The organism is Kitasatospora sp. GAS1066B (assembly GCF_041262605.1).
Classification (GTDB): Bacteria; Actinomycetota; Actinomycetes; order Streptomycetales; family Streptomycetaceae; genus Kitasatospora.
In genome coordinates this window covers 45,346-65,603 of the sequence record NZ_JBGCCO010000008.1, presented here as the reverse complement: position 1 = coordinate 65,603, position 20,258 = coordinate 45,346, and the positions used below count along the sequence as shown (strand labels likewise).

The 20,258-nt window shown below is 72.6% G+C and carries 18 protein-coding genes and 1 pseudogene; 6 read left to right on the top strand and 13 right to left on the bottom strand.

The features are described from left to right. Positions 1 to 33 precede the first annotated feature (33 nt). The 6 genes from ABH937_RS10960 to ABH937_RS10935 form a co-directional block, all read right to left on the bottom strand. Positions 34 to 750 carry a hypothetical protein gene (locus tag ABH937_RS10960; RefSeq protein WP_370218058.1) on the bottom strand — a complete coding sequence of 239 codons (717 nt, stop codon included), beginning with the start codon at positions 748 to 750 and terminating at the stop codon, positions 34 to 36. Next, complete coding sequence (locus ABH937_RS10955; protein ID WP_370218057.1) at positions 747 to 1,517, bottom strand: hypothetical protein; 771 nt, start codon at positions 1,515 to 1,517, stop codon at positions 747 to 749. Before ABH937_RS10955 ends, ABH937_RS10960 begins: the two co-directional genes overlap by 4 nt. Before the next feature lie 14 nt (positions 1,518 to 1,531). Beyond that, positions 1,532 to 3,034 carry a hypothetical protein gene (locus ABH937_RS10950; protein WP_280690710.1) on the bottom strand — a complete coding sequence of 501 codons (1,503 nt, stop codon included), beginning with the start codon at positions 3,032 to 3,034 and terminating at the stop codon, positions 1,532 to 1,534. A gap of 37 nt (positions 3,035 to 3,071) precedes the next feature. After that, entirely contained in the window at positions 3,072 to 3,350 is a 279-nt protein-coding gene (locus ABH937_RS10945; protein WP_280690709.1) for a hypothetical protein, read from the bottom strand. Further along, positions 3,350 to 7,801 (bottom strand): FtsK/SpoIIIE domain-containing protein, encoded by a 4,452-nt coding sequence (locus tag ABH937_RS10940; protein WP_348533664.1) that lies wholly within the window; start codon positions 7,799 to 7,801, stop codon positions 3,350 to 3,352. Before ABH937_RS10940 ends, ABH937_RS10945 begins: the two co-directional genes overlap by 1 nt. Before the next feature lie 100 nt (positions 7,802 to 7,901). Next, on the bottom strand, positions 7,902 to 8,198 hold the full coding sequence (locus tag ABH937_RS10935) for a WXG100 family type VII secretion target (protein ID WP_280690707.1): 297 nt from the start codon (positions 8,196 to 8,198) through the stop codon (positions 7,902 to 7,904). A 416-nt stretch (positions 8,199 to 8,614) separates the two neighbouring features. On the opposite strand from ABH937_RS10935, the gene ABH937_RS10930 reads away from it, so the two are divergent. Both ABH937_RS10930 and ABH937_RS10925 read left to right on the top strand, forming a co-directional pair. Then, complete coding sequence (locus ABH937_RS10930) at positions 8,615 to 9,946, top strand: ricin-type beta-trefoil lectin domain protein (RefSeq protein WP_370218056.1); 1,332 nt, start codon at positions 8,615 to 8,617, stop codon at positions 9,944 to 9,946. A 328-nt stretch (positions 9,947 to 10,274) separates the two neighbouring features. Continuing rightward, a complete protein-coding gene (locus ABH937_RS10925; RefSeq protein WP_280690705.1) occupies positions 10,275 to 11,180 on the top strand; it encodes a class I SAM-dependent methyltransferase in 906 nt (301 codons plus the stop codon). Positions 11,181 to 11,186: 6 nt separating this feature from the next. Here the strand turns inward: ABH937_RS10925 and ABH937_RS10920 are convergent, their stop codons facing one another. From ABH937_RS10920 to ABH937_RS10895, 6 genes are all read right to left on the bottom strand, one after another. Further along, positions 11,187 to 12,332: an NAD(P)-dependent alcohol dehydrogenase gene (locus ABH937_RS10920; protein ID WP_370218054.1), complete on the bottom strand. Its 1,146-nt coding sequence runs from the start codon at positions 12,330 to 12,332 to the stop codon at positions 11,187 to 11,189. Beyond that, positions 12,329 to 13,732, bottom strand: a complete 1,404-nt coding sequence (locus tag ABH937_RS10915; RefSeq protein ID WP_370218053.1) for an aldehyde dehydrogenase family protein — start codon at positions 13,730 to 13,732, stop codon at positions 12,329 to 12,331. Before ABH937_RS10915 ends, ABH937_RS10920 begins: the two co-directional genes overlap by 4 nt. Positions 13,733 to 13,740: 8 nt before the next feature. After that, positions 13,741 to 14,496 carry a (5-formylfuran-3-yl)methyl phosphate synthase gene (locus ABH937_RS10910; RefSeq protein WP_280690702.1) on the bottom strand — a complete coding sequence of 252 codons (756 nt, stop codon included), beginning with the start codon at positions 14,494 to 14,496 and terminating at the stop codon, positions 13,741 to 13,743. A 367-nt stretch (positions 14,497 to 14,863) separates the two neighbouring features. Beyond that, positions 14,864 to 14,992 (bottom strand): hypothetical protein, encoded by a 129-nt coding sequence (locus ABH937_RS10905; RefSeq protein ID WP_280690701.1) that lies wholly within the window; start codon positions 14,990 to 14,992, stop codon positions 14,864 to 14,866. Between the two features lie 108 nt (positions 14,993 to 15,100). Next, on the bottom strand, positions 15,101 to 15,463 hold the full coding sequence (locus ABH937_RS10900; protein ID WP_370218052.1) for a DoxX family protein: 363 nt from the start codon (positions 15,461 to 15,463) through the stop codon (positions 15,101 to 15,103). Then, positions 15,460 to 15,948: a cupin domain-containing protein gene (locus tag ABH937_RS10895; protein WP_280690699.1), complete on the bottom strand. Its 489-nt coding sequence runs from the start codon at positions 15,946 to 15,948 to the stop codon at positions 15,460 to 15,462. The genes ABH937_RS10900 and ABH937_RS10895 overlap by 4 nt, the downstream gene beginning before the upstream one ends. A gap of 81 nt (positions 15,949 to 16,029) precedes the next feature. Between ABH937_RS10895 and ABH937_RS10890 the strand changes: the two are divergent. Next, positions 16,030 to 16,194: pseudogene (locus ABH937_RS10890) on the top strand (LysR family transcriptional regulator); the annotation flags it as partial. A gap of 135 nt (positions 16,195 to 16,329) precedes the next feature. Here ABH937_RS10890 and ABH937_RS10885 read toward each other — a convergent pair. Then, positions 16,330 to 16,986: an NAD(P)H-binding protein gene (locus tag ABH937_RS10885; protein WP_280690697.1), complete on the bottom strand. Its 657-nt coding sequence runs from the start codon at positions 16,984 to 16,986 to the stop codon at positions 16,330 to 16,332. Positions 16,987 to 17,089: 103 nt separating this feature from the next. On the opposite strand from ABH937_RS10885, the gene ABH937_RS10880 reads away from it, so the two are divergent. The 3 genes from ABH937_RS10880 to ABH937_RS10870 all read left to right on the top strand — a co-directional run bounded on the left by ABH937_RS10880 (position 17,090) and on the right by ABH937_RS10870 (position 20,170). Then, positions 17,090 to 17,947 carry a methyltransferase domain-containing protein gene (locus tag ABH937_RS10880; RefSeq protein ID WP_370218050.1) on the top strand — a complete coding sequence of 286 codons (858 nt, stop codon included), beginning with the start codon at positions 17,090 to 17,092 and terminating at the stop codon, positions 17,945 to 17,947. A gap of 85 nt (positions 17,948 to 18,032) precedes the next feature. Then, on the top strand, positions 18,033 to 18,782 hold the full coding sequence (locus tag ABH937_RS10875) for a response regulator transcription factor (protein WP_370218049.1): 750 nt from the start codon (positions 18,033 to 18,035) through the stop codon (positions 18,780 to 18,782). Continuing rightward, positions 18,779 to 20,170 carry a HAMP domain-containing sensor histidine kinase gene (locus ABH937_RS10870; RefSeq protein ID WP_280690694.1) on the top strand — a complete coding sequence of 464 codons (1,392 nt, stop codon included), beginning with the start codon at positions 18,779 to 18,781 and terminating at the stop codon, positions 20,168 to 20,170. Before ABH937_RS10875 ends, ABH937_RS10870 begins: the two co-directional genes overlap by 4 nt. Positions 20,171 to 20,258 lie beyond the last annotated feature (88 nt).

Sequence of the window (20,258 nt, the reverse complement as noted above, 5' to 3'; positions counted from 1 at the left end):
TCATACTTCCTTCAGACCCGGTTCAGAGGGAGTTCACGGCTCGGCACCCACGGCACCGTCGGCCCCCACGGCCGTAGAGCCCGCGCCCGACTCCCCGGCCGCCTGGGCCACTTCGGCCAGCTGGGCGAGCACCTCGTCCTCGGTGGGGACGTCGACGCGGTCCGCCCAGCGCAACGTCGACACGATCATGTCGAAGAGCAGCACGACGGCCTGCACCGGCGCGGCCTCGACGTCCCCGTCGGTCAGCACCGTGAAGGTCAGCAGTCCCCACACGCCGGGCGCGTCCGGATTGGACACGTAGTACGAGACCCGCCAGGACGGTGACTTGCGGCGGAGCCGGCCGCTGTCGATGACCGAGGCCACCCGCACCGCCGGGGCACCGCCGATCTCCAGGTAGGTCCCTTCGGACCCCGCGTCGCTGAGGATCGAGGCCAGCAGCTGCTCCGGGTCCTCGCTCTCGTCCTCGCCTTCGAGGACGGTCACCAGCATCGATCCGGGCAGCCGGATGCCGCTGAACTCCTGCAGCGGCAGCAGGACCGAACGGGCGCTCTGCCGGGTGGCCTCGTCGGTCGCCTCGATGAGTTCCTTGCGCAGCATCCGGCGCCACGGACCGGCCTTGTCCCGTGGCAGCGAGTCGGGCAGGTGGTGCTGGATCACATCCTCGATGACCCGGCGGCGCAGCGTACTGGTGTCCGGCGTGGTGGGAATCTGTACCCAGCCGTCCGGGAGGACGAGTTCGAAGTCGATCATGCCGGCCCTCCCCCGGTGGCCGCGACCTCGGTGCCCGTGACTTCGGTGCCCGTGACTTCGGTGCCCGCGACGAATCCGAGCCGGGCCGGGCCCCCGTCGGTCGGAACGCATTCGTCGGCTATCTGGTGCATCAACTGCTCGACTCCGTTGCCGATCAAGGCCATCAGTCCCATCTCGAAGACGAGCGTGGTCAGCGTGACGTCGATGCCGACGCTCGGCGCGCCGCCGGTCGGTGGCACGTCGAGGCGGAGCGCGGCGTGGACGCGGGCGTAGGCGGCGCCCTCCTCGCTGCGGCACAGCGCGAACACCCGTAGCCCGTCACCGATCGAGGTGGTCACGTAGTCGACCACGGGCTCGCGCGCGTCGCCCTCCATGCCACGGGCGCCGACCAGGTGCATGAGGTAGTTGGGATCCCCGGTCACGGGCCCGGTGAACTCCACGACCACCGGGACCGGCGCCCACCTGGGCCGGCCGTTCACGAACGCCGCGCCCCAGGCCAGCCGGGTCCAGGCGGGCAGTCCCTCCGCGCGTTCCAGTAGCCAGCGGGCGGCATCACGCCCCAGCATCTCCGAGGTGAAGGGGAACTCCGCCCCGGCGTCGGCGGGCCAGGCCGCGCGCGCGGCGGCCAGGCCCTCGGACGTCCACTCCTCGAACAGAGCCGCCAGGCGCTCGATCCACGCCTCGTCCGCCGGCTCGCCCGGTCGCACGGTCGGCACCCACTCCCAGTGCCACGGCTGCCGCGTCAGTGCCAGCAGATCCTCGCTCATCGTCCCTCCCTCGCTCACGTGGCAGGCACCTGGCCCGGCGGGTTGACCGCGGGGATCCAGCCCATCAGGCGCCCGCCGGTGTAGATGAATCCGGCACCGATGCCGAACGCGCCGTTCAGGCCACCCCAGGCGAACCAGAGCGGCGAGATGTTGCCGAGGCCGCCCGCCTTCATGATGGCCGAGAGGTCGAGGGGGCCTTTCAGACCGGTGATGATGGCCGCGAAGTCCTTGCCGAACTTCGCCGGATCACTGAACAGGGTGGCCCACATGTCGCCGGCGCCCTTGAGTTGCTCCCAGGCCGAGGCCCAGAACCCGGTGTCCGGGGTGATGACACCGAGCTTGCCCAGCACCCAGTTGGTGGCCGGATTGTTGAACCAGTCCGACAGGTTCTTCCAGTCGGCGGCCGCGTTCGGGCCCGCCGGCTTGGGCGCCACCGGCTTGGGCAGCACCGGCTTGGGCAGGTTGTTCGGCCCGAACGGCCTGGAGTAGTTCGGTACCGGGCGGGGCTGGTTGCCCGGCCCGAACGGCCTGGAGAAGTTCGGGACGCCACCGCCGCCGCCTCCGCCGCCGGGTGGCCGCAGCGGCACCATCTCGATGTTGTTGCCACCCCCGGTCACGATCGGCTTGGGCACCTTACCGCCGAGGGCGGCGGCGGCCTTGGCGCCGGCGGACAGCCCCTTGCCGATCAGCGAGATGGCGGCGCCGGCGCCGGCCAGGCCCAGCCCGACCACCCCGAGGATGACGTCGACGACGCTGCCCTTGCCGTCGTGATAGAGCACGATGTTGGCGACCAGCGTGACCGCGCCGGCCACCACTCCGGCGATGACCAGCACGTCCACACCGGGGATGAGGATCGCGAGGGCGGCCAGGATCATGCCGATGATGGCGAAGATCTGGCTGATCTTGGCCATCACGGCGTCGAGCTTGTCCTTGTAGGAGTCGGTCAGCCCGTCGTCGTAGTTCTTGCAGTTGACCGCGTCACCGAAACGCTTGCCGGCCACATTGAGCGCGTCCAGCGCGTTGTTGAGCCGCGTCTTCGCCGCCGCCAGCTTCCCGTCCGCGTCGGACTGGGCCTTGCTCTTGTCGGTGGCCTTCTGCTGCTCCGCGGGAGTGGTGGTGCCGTCCGAGCTCTTCTGCGGATCCGGCATCCCGTTCGCCTTGGTCTGGGCGTTCTTGGCCGCTTCGGCGTCCGTCAGCGCACCGGCGGTCTCGCTGAGCCCCCGGTCCAGATCCGGCTCGTACTTGTTGATCTCGTTGGCGACGTCGTGGTAGCGCACGGCGGCCTTGCTGAGCCGGTCCTTGAGCGAACTCGCCCCGGACTTCAGCCCCGCGACGTACTGGCCGGCGAGGCTGTCGCTGTTGGCGTCGACGATCTGCCCGAGCTTGGCGGTCGTGTCGTCGATGGTCGAGGCGATCATGGCGTAGCGCTTCTGCGCCGCGACCACCACATCGGGGTCGGCGTGGACCGGGTCCGAGTGCAGGTCCAACGGCGCCCAGTCGAGGTTTCTGACGGACATTCAGTTCTCCTTGGCCTCTTTCAACTTGACCACCACGTCACTTGTTCTGGAACGTGTCCATCAGCTGCGTCTCCGCCTGCGACCAGGAGTCGTCGACCTTGCTCACCTTGTCGCGCAGGGCCTTCATGTCCTTGACCATCGCGTCGCGGTGAACGGTCCAGTTGTCGGCGAAGTCACCCATCGAGAGATTGGCGTTGTGCTGTCCCCAGAGCCCCTTGTCGTCGTTCTGGAAGTCCAGCGCCCCCTCGAACTGGCCGATCAGCGAGTTGAGGTCGTTGACCAGGTCCTGCAGGTCCTTCACCACGAGGTCTGCCATCACTGCTCCTGGTTGTCGTGGACGAGATTGTCGTGGACGAGACTGTCGTGCGCGGATTTGTCGGGCGCGGGCTTGTCGGGTTGAGCAGGCGCCGGCAGCGGGATCCGGGCGGCCAGCAGGCTGCCGCTCCCCAGGTGCACCAGGGCCGCGCCCGGTACGACCCGGGCGGCGACCTGGGAACGGGACAGCCGGACGCCCACCAGGTCGCCGTCGCCCATGTTGGGCGGCGACAGCAGCACCCCGCGCCGGTTCTTCTTGACCTCCGCCTGCCAGCCGGAGAAGCCGTTCGCCACCGAGGCGATCTCGCCGCCGATGATCACGCCTCGCCTGCTGCCGGAGGCCTTGCGGACGAACGTCTTCAGCCAGTCCCGGCACGGCAGGTCCCGCCACACCTCGGCGTCGTCGACCACCAGCACCACCGGACCGGCCCCGGGGTCCAGCAGTTCGGCGAACTCGGCCTCGGTGGGGGCGTCGTCGGTGAGGACGCCACGCACTCCGGGCCGACCGGCGAAGCCGCGCAGCGGGGAGTTCATGGGGGCGCCGATGACCACCTCGCACCCGCCGCGCAGCAGCGACTCGGTCATCACGCCCAGGGCCGTGCTGCGCCCGGACCGGGACGGCCCGGCGACCAGGAAGGTCGGCTGATCGCCCAGCAGATCGGCCCCGACCGGCTCCACGTCGTCGCCGGCGACCCCGATCAGTGCCCACATGGGGGCCGGGGTCCCGACCATCTCCCATGCCTGCTCGAACGGCAGTTGGGTCGGCAGCACCGCGATCCGGTTGGGCCGCACCGACTTCGGGACGCCCGCCTCGCGCTCGACGAGCCGTGCCGCCAGCGCGTGCACCGCGGCGACCTGCGCCGGGCCCGCCGGGTCGGCCGCCAGCAGCGCGACCTGGGTCTCGATCGCGCTGACCGCGCGGTACCCGCGGCCCGGTGGCAGGTTCTCCGGGATCTTCCGCGGGTTCAGCCCGGCCAGGCTCGCGTCGCTGCGGTCCGACAGCCGCAGCACCAGCTTGTCGTCACAGAGTGAACTCATCCGGCCGCTCAGCAGCATGTGGTCACCGGCGATGACCACGTGCACCCCGGCGCTGGCGCCTTCGCGGTGCAGGGTCTGGATCAGGTCGGTCAGCGCCCCGTTGTCGTACTCGCTGAGGGTGCCCATGAACCCTTCCCAGCGATCCAGCAGCAGCACGATGTGGGGCAGCCGCTCGGACTCCGGCCTGGCCGCTCGTTGCTCGGCCACGTCGGCGAAGCCGCCCTCACCGAGCAGGCGCTGACGCTCCTGCACCTCGGCGTGCAGGCGCTTGAGCAGCCGGGCGGCCCGGTCGCTCTCGGTGCGCTGCACCACCGCACCGCAGTGCGGCAGCCTGGAGAGCGGAAGCAGGGCGCCGTTGCCGCAGTCGAGCCCGTACAGGTGCAGGTCGGCGACGCTGGAGGCGCTGGCCGCGGCCGCCGCGAAGGTGCGCAGCGCCGCGGAGCGCCCGGAGCGCGGCGCCCCGACGATGTGCAGGTGCCCGAAGGTGGCCAGGTCCACCGTCACCGGCTCCTGGCGCTGCTGCGCCGGCAGGTCCTGGACCGCCCAGGAGAACGACGGATTCCCGCTCGCACCGCCGACCGGCTCCGTCGCCAGCTCGACCACCGGCGACAGTGGCAGCGGCGGTAGCCACGGGCGGCGCTGCGGGGCGATGCCCTGCATGTCGTTGGCCTGCCTGATCGCCGTCACCAGGACCGACAGGTCGGTCACCTCGTCGGTCTCGGTCGCGCTGTGCGGGCGTTGCGGCGCGGGCAGTCCGAGGTCCAGCCAGGAGACCGGCTGCAGGAACGGCGGGGCCACCGCGGCCGCCCGGTCGGCCAGCGGGCGGCGGCCGCCCACCCGGCCTGTCTGGAACGGGATCAGCGAGCTGTGCCCGAGCCGGGCGAAGGCCCGCCCCGGGGTCGCCGCCGAGATGTTCGCGGCCTCCCGGGCGTCGATGACATCGGTGCTCTCGCCGGCGTCGGTCACCCGCAGCGCGACCCGCAGGTTGGTGTTGGCGCGGATCTCCGCCGAGACCACACCGGACGGGCGTTGCGTCGCCAGGATCAGATGGATGCCCAGCGAGCGGCCGCGCTGGGCGACGTTCACCAGGCCGCTGACGAAGTCGGGCAACTCGCGCGCCATGGAGGCGAACTCGTCGATGACGATGAGCAGGCGCGGGATCGGCGCCAGTCCGGGGCGCCGGCCCGCGTAGTCGATGTAGTCCTCGAGGTCCTTCGCGCCGGCGGCCGCCAGCAGGTGCTCGCGCTGGGTCAGCTCGGCGCTCAGCGAGGTCAGGGCCCGTTCGACGAGATGCGTGTCGAGGTCCGTCACCAGGCCGACGGTGTGGGGCAGTTCGACGCAGTCCTTGAACGCGGCGCCGCCCTTGTAGTCGACCAGGACGAAGGTCATGGCGTCCGGGCGGTTGGCCACGGCCAGTGAGGCCACCAGCGTCTGCAGGAACTCCGACTTGCCGGAGCCCGTGGTGCCGGCCACCAGGCCGTGCGGGCCGTGGTTGACCAGGTCGAGGGCGAACGGGCCGTTGAGCGAGTACCCGACCACGGCCTTGGTGCTGCGGCTCGAGGAGCGCCAGCGGGCGGCGATCGCGGCGGCGGTCGGGTCCTCGAGACCGAGGACCTCTAGCAGGCGCGCGGCGCCCGGCAGCGCGGCCTCGCCCTGGGTCTCGCTGACATCGCGCAGGGGCGCCAACTGGCGCCCGGTCTCCGCGTACCAGCTGTCCGCCACCTCGTCCGCGCGGATCCCGTCGATCTGCGCGGCGCGCTGCTGGCGGAGCGCGGCCGGCCGCGCCTCGCCCCCGACGACCACGGTCGCGCACTCCTCCGGCAGGGTGCGCTCGTCGGCGTCCACGCAGATGCTGTAGACGCCGACCGCGGGTCCTTCCTGAAGGATCGTCACCACTCCGGGCAGCGCCCGCAGCCGGCGCGCGCCGTCCATCACCACGACGACGTCCGGGTCGGCGAGCACGGCCGAAGCGCCGGCGTTGAGGCGCACCTGCTGGCGGGCGGTGATGAGCTCGATCAGCTCGGCGACCCGGTGGCCGAGCGTCTCGGCGTCCGCACCCACCAGCGCCAGGGCCTGCTGCCCCAGCATCGGCCGGGTGTGCGGCAGCCAGGCCGCCCACTGCCACAGGGGTTCGCCCGCCGGGTCGGTCAGGACGTACAGCTGCACGTCGCGCGGGCTCTGCAGGACGGCCAGTTGACCGACCAGCCAGCGGGCCATCCGCCGCGGCCAGCCGTCCGGCCCCGCGACACCGACGACTCCGGTCTGCGCGATGGAGAAGTTGACGGGCACGTCCTGCGCCGCACGCAGGTCCCGGTGGCGCTGGGTGCCTTCGCCCTCCTCCACGACAATCCCGGTGGGCAGGTCGGCGACGCCGACCCGGACCAGCAGGTGGTCGGGATCGGTGCGGCGGCGCTCCCAGAGCCGGGCCCGCGGGCCGGTCGCGATGACGAGCAACTCGGCCGGGTCCGGGCTGGCGGCGCGGCAGTCCAGCCGCTCCTGATCCAGCGCCGCCGCGATCTCGGCTTCGGTGGCCGCGAGTTGGACCTGGTACTCGGCCAGCTGCCGCCGGTTGCCGAGCTTGCCCTGACGGCGCCCGTTGAGCCAGTTCGCGATCATCATGACCGGCGACATCCCCGCCATCATCAGGAACATCGCGTTGTGCGTCATCACCGCGATCAGGCCGCCGCCGACGGCGGGCAGACCGGCCGCCAGCCACGGCAGCGCGCTCGGGGCCGCCGGCCTGGGCTGGGTCGGGATGCGAAATGCCGTGCGCTGCACCGGGGGTAGCAGCCGAGGGGGGCGGTTGTAGTCCAGGTACTCACCGTCGTGCGAGGGTTCGACGACGGCATCCGGGCGCAGCAGCGGGTGCGCCTCCAGGATGGTGTCCCCGACCAGGAGTTGGACCGTCTCCCGCCAGCGGACCTCGTGGTCGGGCATCGGGGCTCGGTTGAGCAGGGCGGCGGGCGCGACAGCGCGCACGTGCACCGACGCGTCCAGCGACACCCGGACGATGGCGGCCACCGCCGCCGGATCACCGCCCTTGGTGACCTGGACACCGGCACCGGTGCGGATCCGGTGCTCGCCCGCGTTGAGGTACCAGACCCGCCCGGCGCCGGCGCCCGCCACCACCCTGATGGTGACCAGGCCGGCGCGGCGGCTCGGGAGCGGCCCCGGCCGGCCGAGCCACAGCACGGTGCCGTCGTGGATCCCGCTGCCCGCCAGGGGCTGGGAGAGGTCGAGCAACTGATCGGCGAGATAGATCGCCGTCACGGGCGAGTCGCCGATCGGCGGGGCCTGCGACACATCGAGGCTGTCCAGCAGGTTCTTGACGACGTCGCGCAGGAGCGTGGTGGGATCGGCGTCCACGACCACGTCGGCCGACCAGTCCGGACGCCGGGCAATGGTGATCATCATGGGCATGGCTCCCAACCCCTCATGAGTCCGAGCACCCGCGCCGCCAGTACGGCCGGCGCGGGGCACACGTGCGGATGCCCGGCCAACTCCGGGCCAGAGGCTACTTGTTGAGGGAGCCGGAGAGCTGGGTGTCCATGTCACGCATCGCGGCCACGGCCTTGTCGAGCCACTGCGACAGCTGGTCCAGGGTGTCCATGGCCTGCGTGGCCGAGGAGTTGAACTCGTTGTGCACCTCGTCGAAGTGGCCCGACGCCTGCTCGGTGACGAAGCCGTTGCTGGTCAGGTTGTCGACGATGCTCTTGCACTGGTTGAGCTTGTCGTCGATGTCGGCCTTGTTGTTCCGCATGGTGGTCGCGGTGTCCGACATCTCCTGATAGGTGACGTTCAGGTTCGCCATGGTGTGTGTCCCTTCTGGTGTTGCCGAGCGTCTCGACAGGCCTCGACAGGCAACGACACGTTCGGCACCGACGCCGTCGATGCTAGGAACGGACCCGAGGGCGGTCCAGAACCCCCGCTGCCGGCTTGGGCCCTGGGGCCCAAGCCGGCCCGGTGCTCGGCGTTGACACCACTCGGCCGGGAAGAGCACCGTTCCGGGGAGGCCGAATTCCCCGTGCGCGCCGGTCGATTCGGCGCGGCTCCCGACGATGCGGCTTTGACGATGCGGTTCTTGACGAGGAGACACAGGTGACACTGCTGAGCCGACCCGCTGAACGCGTTCCTCGCCGCGGCGACTGGCTTGCCCGGATACGCAGGTCGCGACGGGCCGAGCCGCGGTCGGGGCTGGGCCCGCGGGCCGATCACGGCCTGTGGACCGTGGACCGGGTCGTGCGCGTCCTGGCCACCGCCTGCGACCGCGAGAACCGCGCCGTGCCGGTGGCCCACGCCGTCGTCGTCGGGCCCGATACCGTCTGGCTGAGCCTGAAGACCCCCGACGAGCGGCCCCCCGCCGGATGGACCGCCAGTGACGGCGGCCGGACCTGGCAGGCTCAGCTGCGCCGGCTGCAGAGCGAGAGCGTGGCGGAGTCGCTGACCGAGCCGTACCCGCGGCTGGTCTCACTCGGCCACACCAGCAAGGGATTCGTGCTGCTCAACCTCAGCCAGGTCGGCGGGATCATCAGCCTGGAGGGCGACGCCCAGCAGGCGAGGGCCCTGGCCGAGGACTGGACCCGCGAGCTCACCACGAGCCCGTGGTCACGGGGTGTGCAGGTGGTCCGGATCGGGTTCAAATCCGGCGGCGCGGAGCGGTTGGGATCCACCGACGCACCGGCGCTGACCGACGGCGATGCCGCACTGGCCGACGAGCGCGGCGGGGTGGCGCTGCTGATCGGCCTGCCCGGCGGCCGGGACCGCGAGTTCATCTACCGGCTGGCCGACAATCCGCAGGGCCCCTGGTCGGTGGTCGTCGTCGGCCGCGTCGACCATCCGCGGTGGCGGTTCACCATCGACTCCGCCGGCGTCGTGGACACCGGCCTGCTGGACGAGCCCGTGATGCGCCGGCTGGATTCGGCCATGGACGCGCCCGCCCACGAGGAGGCCGACACCGATCCGGTCGGCGGAGCGGCGGGCGAAAGCGGCCCGCGCGAGCGGCGGTTCACCGGCTGGTGGATCGCCGCGGCGACCGTGGTCGTCGCCTGCCTGGTGGGCGGCGCCCTCGTGCTCACGCTGAAGGGCTCCCCGTCGCATTCGCCCTCCGCACCCGTGGCCCAGGCCTCCCACAACCAGGGACCCGCCGCTTCGAACCCGGCGAGGACCACGGCGCCCGCGAGCCCGGGGGCCGGCGGCGCGCCGACCGCGCTGGTGAACCCCGGCACCGGCAAGTGCCTCAGCGGCGGGGCGGGTACCGACGGCACACCGCTGGTCCTCGCGGCGTGCGACGGCAGCGCGACCCAGAAGTGGGCCGCCGGCGCCAACGGCACGCTCCGGACGGGCGCCATCTGCATGGACGCCGCCTGGGGCGCCACCACCCCCGGCACGGTCGTGCAGGTCGCGAACTGCAGCGGCAACCCGGCGCAGCACTTCGCCGTCAACGGTGGCACCATCTACTCCGCCCAGGCCAAGCTGTGCGTGGGCGAGGTGAACGGCGGCACGGCGGTCCAGCTGCTGCCCTGCGACCAGAGCGCGGCCCAGGCCTTCAAACAGGGCTGACCGCCGCCGTTCCACGGCGGGCGCTCCGGCCGTACGCGCCGGAGCGGTGCGCGATGTCGAGCCGCTGGGGCTGCTGTCGGGGCCGAGTGGCTGTTATCTGGCGGCACTGAGCTCCGGAGAAGGCGTGTTGATCCCGCAGTGCGCCAGGCCCCGCAGCGGGCAGCACAGTGCGGGGCACCCTGGGGCCGTGTGGGCGAGATTCACTCGATCAGGTGACTCCGATTGGCTTTTCGTGCGGGGGGGCGATCGTCGGCCGGATAGTGAGGAGTCCGTCGGCGCTCGCTCTCCTCGCTGTTCCTGGTCTCAACTCGCCCCCAAGGGAGGACACATGGTCGGCACAGCGGATCGGAGCACCGGCGTTGAAGGCGTCGCAGGGGGTGTCGGCCTGACCGCTCTCATGGTCGCCGCGGCACGGGCGATCGAGACCCACCGCCACGACACCCTGGCGCGGGACGTCTACGCGGAGCACTTCGTGCTCGCCGCACCGGCGTCCGCAGGCTGGCCGGTCCGCATGCACCAGGTTCCGGACGGGGACGCGAACCCGCTGTGGGGGAGATTCGCGCGGTACTTCGGTCTGCGGACAAGGGTCCTCGACGACTTCCTCCTCCGATCGGTACACGCGGGCGCCCGCCAAGTGGTACTGCTCGGGGCCGGGTTGGATTCGCGGGCGTTCCGACTCGACTGGCCTGCCGGCTGCGTGATCTTCGAGATCGACACGGAAGGCGTGCTGGCGTTCAAACACGAGGTGCTCGGCGGGCTGGCGGCCACCCCCAAGGCCGCACGCGTACCGATCCCGATCGATCTGCGCGCCGACTGGGTCGGAGCGCTGACCGCTGCCGGCTTCGACACGGCCGCACCGAGCGTCTGGCTGGCCGAGGGGCTGCTGTTCTACCTGTCCAACGCCGCCGAGACGTATCTCGTCGACACGGTGGACCGGTTGAGCACGGGGGGAAGCGCTCTGGCGTTCGAGGCCAAGGTCGACATCGACTTGCTGGAATACCGCGACAACCCGCTCTACTCCTCGACGAAACAGCAGATCGGCGTCGACCTCCTCAACCTGTTCAACGTGGAGCCGCGGCCGGACTCCGCGGGTGATCTGGCGGGCAGAGGCTGGTCCACCTCGGTCCACACCCCGTTCGACTTCACCCGCCGGCACGGACGCGGCCCGCTGCCCGAGCAGAACGACGCGCTGGCGGGCAACCGGTGGGTGTTCGCGAACAAGCCCAGGCCGTAGAGCAGTTCATCCGCTCGTTCGCTCCGGGACCAGGACGGGTTTGACCACGCGGCCCGCGTCGCAGTCGCGTTCGGCCTCATTGATGTCGGCGAGCGGGTACGTGCGGATCAGCTGGTCGAAGGGGAACCGCCCGGCCTGCCACAGCCCGGTCAGCCGCGGAACCAGCAGTCCCGGCACCGCGTCCCCCTCGCAGATGTGGGAGATCCTCCGACCCCGGTCGAGTGCACCCGGCTCGAGCGGCAGCGCGGTGTGGAGCCGTGCCACCAGGCCGAGGTGGCCGGTCGGGCGAAGGGCCCGGAGCGCGTCGTTGATGAGTCGGGCGGAGCCCGTGGTGTCCAGCGCGAACTGCGCGCCGCCGTCCGTCAGTCGCCGGATACGGTCGGGCAGGTCGGGCAGCTCGGGCAGGTCGGGCAGGGAGGGCAGGTCGGCCGAGCCGGCGCGCAGCGGGATCGCGCCGAACCGCTCGGCGAGCGCCAGCCGTTCGGGGTGCCGGTCGACGGCCACCGCCACCGCCCCGGCGGCGGCGGCCGCCATCACCGCGGCCAGACCCACCGCTCCCGCGCCGAAGACCGCGATCGTGTCGCCGGGGCCGAGGCCGAAGGAGTTGAAGACCGCTCCGGCGCCGGTGAGGAAACCGCAGCCGAGCGGGCCGAGCAGTTCGATGGGCAGCGAGGAGTCGACCCGGACGGCGTTGCGGGCCGGGACCATCGCGTACTCGGCGAAGGAGGACTGGCCGAACCACCGGGGAGCCAGTTCGCCCCCGGCCGCGTCGGTGAACCGCTCCGCGTTCTCCTCGCGCCCTCCGAAGAGGTTGAGCGAGGCGAAGGAGTCACAGTAGGCGGGGGCCGCGCCCAGGCAGTTCCGGCAGTGTCCGCAGGAGTCGAAGCTCAGCACCACGTGGTCGCCCACGCTCAGCCCGGTGTCCGGGCCGCCCGTCTCCACCACGACCCCGGCCCCCTCGTGGCCGAGCACCGCCGGCAGCGGTGAGCGGCCCGCTGAGCGCCGGACCGCGAGATCGGTGCGGCACATCCCGCAGCCCGCGATCCTGACCAGGATCTCGCCGTCGGCCGGCCCCGCGTTCAGGATCACCTCCTCGACGGCGAATCGGCTCTCGTGCGAGCGCAGTACCGCCGCGCCGAACCTCCTCGTCACGCCTCCTCCGGGCGGTGCACGACGAAAGGCCTGAGGTTCCCGTAGAGCCCCCACGGCCCGCCCGCGACGCCGACACCGCTCTCCTTGATGCCGGCGAAGGGCTGAGCGAGGGACAGTTCGGCGTGGTGGTTGATCCACGCCGTCCCGCACTCCAGCCGGTCGGCCACCGCCTCGGCCCGGTCGAGGTCGGTTCCCCATACCGAACCGCCCAGCCCGAAGCCGGTGCCGTTGGCCGCCTCGACGGCTTCGTCGAGGCTCCCGTACGGCAGCACCGGCAGGACCGGGCCGAACTGCTCCTGCGTCACCACCGGGCTGTCGGACGGGACATCGGCCAGGATCGTCGGGGCGAAGAAGTAGCCCGGTCGGTCCAGCCGGTGACCACCGGCCACGGCTCGGGCGCCGGCTGCCAGAGCCTGGGCCGTGTAGCGCTCGACCCGGGCCAGCTGGGGGGCGTTGTTGACCGGCCCCAGCTGCGTACCCGGGTCGAGCCCGGCTCCGACGACGGCGGTCTTCGCACGCTGTGCGAGGGCCTCGACCACGTGGGAGTAGAGCCGGGCCGGGGCGTAGACGCGTTTGACCGCCATGCAGACCTGCCCGCAGTTGCGGAACGCCGCCCAGAACAGCCGGTCCGCGATCCGCTCCACATCCACGTCCTCCAGCAGGATGGCGGCGTCGTTACCGCCCAGCTCCAGGGTCACCCGGGCGAGCGAGGCCGCCGCGCCCTCAGCGACGGCCCGACCGGTGGGAATCGAACCGGTGAAGGTCACGTGGCGGATCCCCGGATGGGACGCGAGGCGGGCGCCGAGGGGTTCGCGACCGGTGACGATCGTCAGTACGTCCTCGGGGAGCGCGGTGGAGATCACGGACCCCAGCAGCCGGGTGGCCAGGGGTGTGAACGGGGAGGGCTTGAGCACCGTCGTGTTGCCTGCGGCGAGCGCGGGCGCGAACTTCGCCGACGCGAGCTGGAGGGGAAAGTTCCACGGAACGATCGCGGCGACGGGCCCGAGCGGTCGCCAGCGGACCTCGCTGCGTACCGGCCGACCGTCGGTGATCGGCTGGGGCGAGGGGGCCAGCTCTGCGAAGTAGCGCAGGCGGGCCGCCGTGCGGGCGATCTCCGCGTACGACTCGGCCAGCGGTTTGCCCTGTTCACGGGTGAGCAGCGGAGCGAGGTCGGTCCCGGCCGCCTCCACGGCGTCGGCTGCCGCGAGCAACGCGGTGGCACGGGCGACGGGGTCGGCCCGCCAGCTGCGCCAGGCCTCGTGGGCCCGGCCGACGACGGCGTCCAACTCGTCCGGCTGCTGGTCGGGAGCCTCGTCGAAGGCCTCGCCCGTTGCCGGATCGACGACGGCGAAGCGCTCGGTGCGGGTCCCGGGCGCGCGACCGGGCTGACGTGTCGGCATGCCGGCAGTCAGCTCGCCTCGGCGACGCCGGCTGCGGATTGCCGGGCATGCCGGTTCATCTCTGCCCGGAAAGCGGCCACCAACTGCGGCTGAATCCTTCCGGTGTTGCGGTCGCCCCCCTCGCAGACCGCCCCGCGCACCCCCACGATGTCCGTGCCGATGCGGGTCAGCGCGCCGAGGTCTGCCACCTTGACGCTGCCCGCGAGGGCAGCGAGCAGATCGGCCTGGTGGGCCAGCCGGACGAACTCCGCACAGACGTCGGGCGGAACGTGGTCGAACAGCCGTGTCCCGTCCTTGATCGCGGTATCGAGCATGGCCGCGTCACAGCCGGAACGGCGGGCGATGTCCGGCAGCGCCAGCGGGTTGACGCAACCGATCCGGTGGGCGTCGGCGTAGCCCGAGGCGACGACGAACGCGTCCGGCCGATAGTCCTTCACTGCCCGGACGACCCCGCGCATGACATCGATGGCCTGTTCGGGCGTCGTGCATCCGTAGAGGCCGACCTTGATGTAGGTCGCTCCGGAGACAGCCGCACCGAGCGCCGCCTGGGCCACCGTGCCGGGCTTGTACGGTACGTCTCCCACGGTGGCGGACACCGGCTTGTCAGCCGGGACCGCGTCGCGGATCTCCCTGATGACCCACGGGAAGTTCGCGCCGAGCGAGCCCTCCTCAGGCCTCTTGACATCGACGATGTCAAGGTGCTCCGCCGCCTTCGCACAGTCGATGGCCTCCTCGACGCTGTCCGGGGAGATGAGAAGCAACAACGTGGGTTCCTTCCACCGCGTGCCCACCGGCCAACGGGCAGGTGCACGGAGTCGCCTGAATCACTTGCGGTCCGCTCATCATTGCCGCGGCCCGTGACCATCGGTAGGGCGCACGGAATCCGGACGGCTCACTGCCACGACGTGTCCACCCTCCAGTGCGCCGTCCACGCCGGTCCGAACCAGGCGCGCGCAGGTGGTGCCCGCTCGCGGAACTCGGTACCGGAGGACGGCGCCTGCACCGCGCCGAGCGCACGGCCGGGCTCTGCGGGGACTGTTCGGGCCCCCACGGCTCCCCGCCGAGTGGGCCGTCGAAGTCCCGGCGAAAGGAGCCGATCGGCAACCCGCTTCGCCCATCCGGCGATCACGCTCAGGAGGACGCGATCGGGAACGTGTCCAGCAGCACGATCAGCAGGACCAGCACCGCGACGGCGAGCAGCACGACCAGCACGGCCGGCCAGCGATGGGCGAGCCGGTGGGCGGGGTCGATCCTGGTCATGACCACCACTCCTGGTCGCCGCCACAGGTGCCGGGCTTCGCTTCCATATGTTCATCGTAGGAACGGCACTTCACGTGCGGCAACCGGCGCAGTCCGAGGGTCCCGGAGTCACAGCCAGGTCGTCGCCAGCCAGCCGGTCACGGCCGCGGCGAGCAGGAGCGCGAGGTTGAGGGCGACCTGGCGGTCGCCCATCCTCAGGTGGACCCTGGTCGCGCCGATCTGCAGGACCACGAACCCGATGGCGGCGGCCGGCGCCGACCAGGGCGCGATGCCGGTCAGCGGCGGGAGGATCAGCCCGGCCGCACCGAGCAGTTCGATCATCCCGATCGCCCTGACGGCCGGCATCGGCGTGCTGTCCACCCAGGCCATCATCGGCCGGAGCTGCTCACGGTTCCGGACCACCTTCACTCCGCCCCCGTAGAGGTAGAAGAGCGCGAGCAGGCCGGCGACGATCCAGTAGGCGACGTTCACGAGACGGCGGGCTCGGTGGCGTACCGGCTCATCGTCGCGAGGTGCGCCTGTGGGGTCAGCGCCTGACCGCCGGCGATCATGTCCCGCAGGTCCCGGAAGTACTGCACATAGCTGTCCGGCGTGAACGTGCTGAGCATGACGGCCGGTTGGTCGGTCAGGTTGGCGAAGGTGTGCGGGGCGCCGGGCGGGACCATCACGAGGGTTCCCGCCGGCGCGTCGTAGTCCGTCTCGCCGACCGTGAAGCGCACCGTGCCGGAGATGATGTAGAAGCCCTCGTCGTGCTGGGCGTGGCGGTGCTGCGGCGGTCCGGGCGTGTGCGGCGCGAGAACGGACTCGGCGATCCCGAGGCGGTGGCCGGTGTTGCTGCCGTCTTCGAGGACGCGCAGGCGCGTGGTGCCCAGGACGATCGTCTCGCCGTCGCCCGGCCCGACCACCGAGACGGCGGGGTAGGCGATCGGCTCGCTGGTTTGCGGTTCATCGGTCATGCTTCGATTCCACCGCCAGGGCGGTGCGGCCGTCCAAGACCTGTTCCGTACCGTCGATACCGTACGGGTATCGTGGCGGGCATGGAGCTACGCACGCTGCGCTACTTCGTGGCGGTCGCCGAGGAACTCCACTTCGGCCGGGCCGCCTCCCGGCTGCACATGAGCCAGCCGCCGCTGAGCCGGGCGGTCAAGCAGCTGGAGACCGAGCTCGGCGGCGCACTGATCGACATGGCGCCGAGCCGTGTGGTCGCGGCCTGGAACGAGGGCGACCCGAATCCACTGATCCGCTCGTTCGTCCAGATCGCGACCGCCGCGTACCAGAAGTAGCCTTCCCCGAAGTGGCGTTCCGGCCCCGCCGGCCCGCTCCTGCGCGGCCTCTTCCTACGCCGCCGCGACTGCCGCCGCCACCTGCACCGTGCCCGACACCAGCTCCACCGTCCGCCCCGCCAGCGGCGGCGGGTCCGCCAGGAGCGCGGCGAGCACCGCCGCCACGTCCTCGCGGGGGACGGCGCCGCGGCCCGTCGAGTCGGCCAGCCGGACCAGCCCGGTAGCCGGCTCGTCGGTCAGCCGGCCGGGGCGAAGCACCGTCCAGTGCAGGCCGTGCCGCCCGCGCAGGTCGTCGTCGGCGGCGCCCTTCGCCCGCAGGTACGCGCCGAAGACCGGGTCCGCGCCGTCCCCGGCGCGGGCGTCCGCGCCCATCGACGACAGCATCAAGTAGCGTCGCACACCGGCCAGTTCGGCGGCGTCGGCGAGCAGGACGGCGGCGCCCCGGTCGACGGTGTCCTTGCGGGCGGCGGTGCTGCCGGGCCCGGCACCGGCGGCGAAGACGACCGCGTCGGCGCCGTCCAGCACCTTGGCGAGCTGCTCGGGCGCGGCGGTCTCCAGGTCGAAGAGCACCGGCTCCGCACCCTGCCGGCGCAGGTCGTCGGCCTGTTCGGAGCGGCGGATCAGGCCGACCGGCTGGTCGCCGCGGGCGGCGAGCAGGAGTTCGAGGTGGAGCGCGACCTGGCCGTGGCCACCGGCGATGACGATTCGCATGCCCGCCACGGTACCGGGCGGCGCGGCGCCGACCGTGGACCTGACGGACCGTCAGCGTGGTGGCCGGACGAACCGCAGGCAGGACGGGGTGCAGGATGGGGGCATGAACGACCGGACACCTGACAGCGCACCCGACAATGCCGCCACCCGCTACCTGCTCGACAACCGGCAACGCGAGGCGGGCCAACGCTTCGCCGCGATCGCCGAGTTGTTCGACCCGTGGACGCTCACCCACCTGGAGCGGCTCGGGCCACTGCGGGGTTGGCGCTGCTGGGAGGTCGGCGCGGGCGGCCCTGCGCTGCCCCTGGCGCTGGCCGAGCGGGTCGGGCCGAGCGGGCGGGTGCTGGCCACCGACATCGACACCTCCTGGCTGGCCGACCTCGACCCACCGGCCGGGCCACCGATCGAGGTGCGCCGTCACGACGTGGTCCGCGACGCCCCGCCCGAGGGGCGGTTCGACCTGGTGCACGCCCGCCTGGTGCTGGTGCACCTGCCCGAGCGCGCCGCGGTGCTGCGGCGGTTGGCCGCCGCCGTCCGCCCGGGCGGCTGGTTGGTGGTGGAGGACGCGGACCCGGCGCTCCAACCGCTCGCCTGCCCGGACGAGCGGGGACCGGCCGAGGAGCTGGCCAACCGGATCCGGCGCGGCTTCCGCGCGCTGCTGGCCGAGCGTGGCGTCGACCTCGCCTTCGGGCGCACCCTGCCGGCCCTGCTCCGCGGGGCGGGCCTGCACGAGGTGCGGGCGGAGGGCTACTTCCCGGTCACCTCGGCGGCCTGCCGGACCCTGGAGGCGGCGACGGTCCGTCAGCTGAGCGAGCAGCTGATCGCCGGCGGGCTGGCGACCGGCGCCGAGATCCAGCGCCACCTCGACCGGCTGGCGAGCACGGCACCGGACCAGGAGCTGGACGTCACCACCGCCCCGCTGATCACCGCCTGGGGACGGCGCGCGACGGACGAGGCGTGACGGCGACGACGGGGGCGGCGAAGGCGGCGTGACGGCGACGTGGACCGCGACCGGTCCGCGAAGGGTTCGGCCCTAGGCTGGGAGCATGCACGACACCACTCCCGGCCACCCCGCCGAGGCTCCCGGCGCCCCGGCCGTCCGTGTCCTGGTGGTCGAGGACGACCCCGCGATCTCCCGGTCGCTGGTCCGCGGCCTGGCGCGGGCGGGGTACGCGGCGGGCAGCGTGGACACGGGGCAGGCGGCACTGCGCCAGGACCCGGTACCGGACGTGGTGCTGCTCGACCTCGGGCTGCCGGACCTGGACGGGGTGACCGTCTGCCGGCTGCTGCGGCGCCGCTCGGACGCGGCGGCGATCATCGTGGTGACCGCGCGCGGCGAGGAGGGCGACCGGGTCAGCGCGCTGGACGAGGGGGCGGACGACTACCTGGTGAAGCCGTTCGGGCTGGCCGAGTTGCTGGCCCGGATCCGCGCGGTGCTGCGCCGCACCCGGCCGATCGGGCCAGAACTGCTCAGCCACGGACCGCTGACGGTGGACCCGCGCACCCGCAAGGTCACCGTGCACGGCGGCGAAGTGGCGCTGACGCCCAAGGAGTTCGACATCCTGGAGTGCCTGGCCGTCGACCCGGGGCGGGTGGTGACCCGCCAGGAGATCCTGGAACGCGCCTGGGACGAACACTGGTACGGCCCGACCAAGGTGCTGGACGTCCACATGGCCGCGCTGCGCCGCAAGCTCGGCGTGCCGGGGCTGGTGGAGACCGTCTACGGGCGCGGATTCCGGCTGGGCGTGGGTGAGGGCGCGACGCAGGACACCGCGACCGGCACCCCGCGGCCATGACCCGGCGGATCGCGCTGACCGTCTCGCTGCTGGTCGTGGTGCTGCTGGTGCTGGCGGTGGTCCCGCTCGGCATCCTGCTGACCGAGCGCGAGGAGACCTCCTTCCGCAGCTCCGCCGAGGCCGCCACCCGGGCGATCGCGTCGGCGGCCGAGGAGCACCTGTCCGACCAGAAGTCCGAAGAGGCGATGCTGCGCCTGCTGGACGACGCCCAGCGGGACGGCGGCTGCGCGGCCGTCTACGACGCCACCGGAGCGCAGATCGCCCGCACCTCCTGCGGCACGGCCACCGGCGGCGTCGTCCCGTCCCTGGTCGGCGCCGTGCTCGCGAGCCCGAACGCCGCCGGCAGGTCGGACTCGCCGCAGACCCGCACAGCGCGCGCCGACGACCGCCTCACGGTGGCCGTGCCGGTCGGTGACACCGACGACGCGGTGGGGGTGGCCGTGCTGACCCGCTCCACCGACCCGCTGGACGACCGGATCGCGGTGATCTGGAGCTGGCTCGCCCTGATCGGCGTCGGCGGCATCCTGACCGGGACGCTGGTCTCGGTCCGGCTGGCCCGCTGGGTCGGCCGGCCGCTGCACGAGGTGGACCTGGCCGCGCGCCGGCTCGGCGAGGGCGAGCTGGCGGCGCGGGCGCCGGTGGAGCGCGGACCGCAGGAGGTCCGGCGGCTGGCGGCGACGTTCAACACCATGGCGGCGCGGACCGAGACGCTGGTGCACGGGCACCGGGCGGTGATCGCCGATGTCTCGCACCAACTGCGCACCCCGCTGACGGCGTTGCGGCTGCGGCTCGACCTGCTGGCGGACGGACCCACCGGGGCGGACGGCGAGACGGCGGCCGAGCTGGCCGGGGCGCAGGAGGAGATCGCCCGGCTCTCCCGGCTGGTGGACGGGCTGCTCGCGGCCGCGCGGGCGGAGAGCGCGGTGCCCAAGCCGGTCACCGTCCGACTGGCCGAGGTGGCCGCCGAGCGGGTGGCGGCGTGGGAACCGCTGGCGACCGAGCGCGGGGTGGCGCTCAGCACCAGCTGCCCGGCGCGGCTGGCCGCCTCGCTCGGCGGCGGCGACCTGGAGCAAGTGCTGGACAACCTCCTCGCCAACGCGCTGGACGCCGTCCCGGCGGGCGGTCGGGTCCGGATCGAGGGCGCGGCCGCCGGGAGCGGCCGGGTGCTGCTGCGCGTGGTGGACGACGGCCCGGGGATGACGGCGGCGGCGCGGGAGGCGGCGTTCCGCCGCTTCGGCAACCCGGAGGCGACCGGCACCGGCCTGGGGCTGGCGATCGTGCACCGGCTGGTCACCGCCAACGGCGGCGAGGCGCGGCTGGCCGACACGCCGGGCGGTGGCCTGACGGTCGAACTCGAACTGCCGGCCGCCCGGGCGGCGAGCGGCTGACCTGGCCTTCTCTCGGTCTTTACGAGTTGTGAAGGTCTTCTGAACGGGTTCCCGACAGGTCGATGGGGACTCTGGAGGTGGACGGACC